The sequence below is a fragment of the Moorena sp. genome, from assembly GCF_982860115.1.
On record NZ_CEYLVT010000364.1, the window covers coordinates 1 to 4,843 of the forward strand.

Here is a 4,843-nt window from a genome sequence, read left to right on the forward strand (position 1 = left end):
CCTATTGCCTATTGCCTATTGCCTATTGCCTATTGCCTATTGCCTATTGCCTTTTTCTTCAAACAAAGAATTAACTTAGCATAAAAATTGAGTAGTGTAAAACACTGTTTTATACGAGTTTACCGCCATTTCATGAATTTTTGGAGATATTTCTTCCTTTCTTAGTCAAATATCCTGATTCAATTTAGAGCTAGCGAAGAGTATAGTAGTCAACCATTACTCTTCTCTTTGTCATGAAAGGAAAACTTATAAATTACCTTGTTATTATTGGAGTAAGCATTATTCTCCTGCTCGGTATAGTTACAACAGCTTTTGGTCAGGATAATTCAAAATTAGTTGATAAATTTCATGATAATTGTGGAAAATACGGTATACCCCTACATAACATAGTAGATAAAAATGGTACCAAAAGTGCAGGTTATCGTATAGGTTACCTTCAACCACATATGCAAGTAACTAAGAGAGAACTTTTAAGCAATAATATTGATGTATTGGTAATAATTAAAGAGGAGGATAATAAAGAGGAGGATAATAAAGGAGATGATAAGTATCAGAAATTTGCGATTGAGCAAAGATTCTTAGATTGCCCTACAATGCAAAATCGGCGTGAAATTTGTACAACAAAACGAGACGATTAACCTCGTTAACAATAAATATCCAAAAATTAACGTTATCGTACACCAAAATGAAGGTAAGCATTCAGCCGTCAGCTATCAGCTATCAGCTAATGTTTCATCTCATGTTCGGTTAATCAGTGATAAAAAACTTTCTCCTTTGAAACCTTACTCCTTTACTTCTGCCTTCTGCCTTCGATTTGGCGCTTAGTGTAAGTATTCAACCAGACATGATATCACAGGCTAGAAGCCTTTGCCACGCTACTGTTCGCGCAACGTGCGCGTAGCACAATCGGTGCTTTTGAATAAAATAAGCATCTCAAGTAGCGTGAGCCAAAAGCTCACGGCTGACCGCTGACTGCTGAATGCTTACAGCTGAATGCTTACAAATGAACGTCTACTGCTTCACATCGCGTGCGAAGCCAATAGTCTTTATTTACCTGCTCTTTAACCGAATTGTTCCCTTTAATCTGTTTTTTCCGTATATCCTTACAATTCGAGCGTACTGCTGCATATAAAATGCTGAAGACCGAAGCCAGAATTGCAATAACTATAACACGTTTTAATAGCATTTTCTTAGGTAAGCTAAGTGTTATCAAACTATCTGCTTGCGAACTTGCCTGTATCCCCTCTTCGCTAACTAAAGGCGTATCTGAAACAAGGGCATAATCCCTTGGTGCTCTAGCAATGTGGATTTTAGAACCTTCCTGATCAGTATAGATTTTAGGAGTCATGACAGGAAAGGTTTCTCGAATCCTCTTTTCGATGTACTTATGTAACTCATCCAGAGAAATCACCTTATCCCGATTCAAATCAGCTTTTCCCGTTTCAATACCCTCTACTAAATACTGAGTGTAAATTGAGAGCTGTTTGTCCAATTGACTAAAGGAATAGTCAGTTGAAGAAGCGAGAATAGCGCGCCCTTCTCCTCCTAATTGATTTTGAAGATCGACAGAGCCATCATCTTTAACTAGTAGACCCTTACGAAAAGCTGCACTAAAGCAGCAGTCGAGGATAACCACTTGTCGCTTGGAGCGGCTATCTTTCATAATGTCATGGATATCCCTAGCCGAAACTGCCGTTTTCCTAACTAGTTCCCCCTCTTGATTCTTACGAGTAATACGATTTGCTAAATACAGTTGATTGCTGCTATCTTTGACACCGTGACCTGAAAAGAACAGTAACACCAAATCATCTTTTGTAGAAGTGGCGAATAACTCTTCAATAGCCTCCTCCATTTCCTGTCGATCAGGATTGCTGAGAGTTCTGACATCAACAAAATTACCCAGTTGCGGGGAACCCAGTATTCGTTTGATTTCCTCTAAATCTTTGGTTGCGCCAGGTAGTGGCTCTAACCCCTGTCCATATTCACTGACTCCAATCAACAGCGCTCGTTTTACCCCTTTTGATTGGCGAGCATCCTTTACATGGAGCTGTTTATGGCTTGGCTTGTCTGGCACAACTGGCTGATTTAGACGTTGAAATCCTGACTCATTTGGACGTTGAAATAAGTGAGCATCTTGCACTTGCATGAAAATCACAGGTGTGGCAAAATCCCGTTTCCGATATCCTGTTGATTCATGGAGACTAATTTCTCGTCGTCCTTCCTGTACTGCTATATCCGCTGACTTGCCTTGAGCTAATTGTTTATAAAAGTGGCAAGCAAATCGGCTAGCTGTGCTGTTAGACACTGGATACTGCATGGCCACGACTACAGGAATACGTTGCTGCACAACCTTGGAAGCTAGTCCTACAGATACTTTCGATGTAGACTCCATTGCTCCCTGACATGCCTGCAACACAATAATTCCAGGTCGATGCTTATTAAAGAGCTCACTAAAGTCATTGGCGCTAATCCACTGTGCCTGATCGAATTCATCCACCAAGGCAATTTCACCATTTTCATTCTGAAAACGACCATGACCGATGAAATGGAAAATGTGGGGCTTTTCCCTCAGAACTTTATCAATAGCTTTGCGGCTAGGTGGATTCACTACAGGTAACAATTCCACCTGCTCTGGTTGTTCCTGGGCTAGTGTTTCTATCGCCGCCTGTACTTCCTCGTAGGCAACTGGATTTAAATCTGTGGGTGCAGAGACAACTAAGGCAATCCGCATTTTTTGATTTGCGCCTAACTGAATCGGTGGTGCTGAAATCCGCTGTGGGGGAAGGCGCGAGAAGACCAAGTCAGCTGCAGTAGCCAACCACATTGTTCCTAACTTCTCCCTTTGAGGCAAACACATAAATTCCCATGGGAACGCTGCCACTTCAGGGATATTTTGCTCGTCAATATCTAGCTCTACCCGTAGCAGTTGCTGTTTAGTGCGAACAACTTCGTTATAAAATCTTATAAAGTCATAGCAAAGGACATCATCAAACAAGCTATCAAACAAGGCTTCTCCCAGAAACCTCGACTGGTTAGCATCCTTGATTTCATTTTTACGAACTTTTTCGATTAACTCCCTGACTTCTGAGGTGATCTTATCCTGATACCGAAATTCCCTAGAGATTATATTATCGAGCTTTCCAGGTTCTTTCTTTTCAACCCGCACTGTACGAGGAGGTATCACCTGGATGCGATAGGTGTAGTAGGCTCTAGTCATAGCTGTCTGATCAGATAAAGCTGATTAATTTGTAAGCGGTCAGTGGTCAGTGGTCAGCGGTCAGCAGTCAGCGGTCAGCGGTCAGCAGTCAGCGGTCAGGCGTAGGGTGCGTTAGGGACGGGCGAGCCATCATTTTCTCGCTAGCCAGTGTTAGTATGTCCGTCCCGTAACGCACCTGATTAATTGGACGAAAGTACTCCAAGCTTTGGGGGATTTAAGTCGCTAAATCCTGTGTAAGATTAGCTTTCGGCAGGTTCAATATCCATTCTTTGACATCACTACGACTAAATTTAATCGCCGCCTGATTCTTATTTCGTATTAAGGTTTTTAATCTATCTGCTAGATCACTGAAAACATCACGGATATCAGCAGTTAACCAGTTCATATCCGGCTCAACCCAAACCATACCGCGCAAATTAATAGACTTTATTTCCTTGGGTACTTTAAAGACAATCGCAAATTGGACTGTCGGTATGTTTTGGATTTCGGGCTCTTCAATCCGCCAGTAACACTTTGAGTTACCTTCACCTTGGGAAATCATTTCAAAGTGACCAGCTTCGTAAGCATACTCAGGAATGACAATGAATGCCTTCAGTTCGTTCTTTTTTGCTACATTAGCTTTGAGCTCCCCAGGAATAGTGGTAACTTCGGCGAGTTCAGTGCTATCAATCCCGATACTCCAATCAAGATTGCTATTGATAGCTAAATTCATGCCCACCCCGAAGTTCATCACAGGTCGCCATTGGCTTTTGGGGAAAATAGACTGAACGATGGGCTCTTTTTCTCCTTTGGGACTGAAGTCAAGCTCACAGCACAATCGCCAAAATCTAACCCCTGGTTTAGGACGTAAATCGACAGTAACAGTCATGTAATAGAAATCAAATGCATCACGCATTTGCTGTCGGTAAATGTTGTTCAATCCCTCTTCAGTTTCTTCAAATAGGTCTTCCGTAAGTAATATCAACTTATCCCTAGGATTGCCAAAGCTAACTTTACTTTCCAGCAAGCTTTTAACGGCAGTTGCACCTACACCAAGCTTTGTACTTTCATCCAGGCAACTTTCCCATTTTTTTACTTGCTCAAATAGGTCAGCCAAGAAAGTCTCAGCTTCTTGGGGATTGAGTAGCGGAATGTTTTTATCGATCATTGACGTCAGCTCTGTTTAGATGGAAAAATTTACTACACATGGCAGGGACGTATAGCAGGAGCCACAATCACATAATTATTGATCAGGTTACTGGCAAGCTGCATCTACAGCTTCCATCGATAAGGGGGAAGTTAGAGAAGTTTACAACCCGCCTTTTCAATTAAATCCGTAATTTTACCAGAGTTATAAATTATAAAAACTAGTATTATCTTACTATCTAGTCTTATGAGCTATGAAAGTTGTAATTGGCGTCACCAAAAACTTGTATAGCCAAGCCATAACAATTAGCTATATTTTTAAGATTATTTACTTTGAGTAGAGTTTATTTGATAGTAGTATATCACAATCTTCAACAAGAGGAACCAAATAGAGACAATTTTCGTCTAATCTTTTATTCTTTCATCAGATAAAATAACCCTTTTCCAAATAGGTCATGAACACTAAGGCGGATTTCTGATCACATCAAAAAATCTGGGAGC

Annotated in this window: 3 protein-coding genes; 1 reads left to right on the forward strand and 2 read right to left on the reverse strand. The window is 40.9% G+C overall.

Annotated elements, in window-relative coordinates:
- Positions 1-233 precede the first annotated feature (233 nt).
- The gene (locus AC4II3_RS31295; RefSeq protein WP_488016444.1) at positions 234-638 is read left to right on the forward strand and encodes a hypothetical protein; all 405 of its coding nucleotides are present in this window, start codon (positions 234-236) and stop codon (positions 636-638) included.
- A 359-nt stretch (positions 639-997) separates the two neighbouring features.
- Here the strand turns inward: AC4II3_RS31295 and AC4II3_RS31300 are convergent, their stop codons facing one another.
- Both AC4II3_RS31300 and AC4II3_RS31305 read right to left on the reverse strand, forming a co-directional pair.
- Complete coding sequence (locus tag AC4II3_RS31300) at positions 998-3,217, reverse strand: caspase, EACC1-associated type (RefSeq protein ID WP_488016446.1); 2,220 nt, start codon at positions 3,215-3,217, stop codon at positions 998-1,000.
- A gap of 214 nt (positions 3,218-3,431) precedes the next feature.
- A complete protein-coding gene (locus AC4II3_RS31305) occupies positions 3,432-4,364 on the reverse strand; it encodes a hypothetical protein (RefSeq protein WP_488016448.1) in 933 nt (310 codons plus the stop codon).
- Positions 4,365-4,843: the final 479 nt, after the last annotated feature.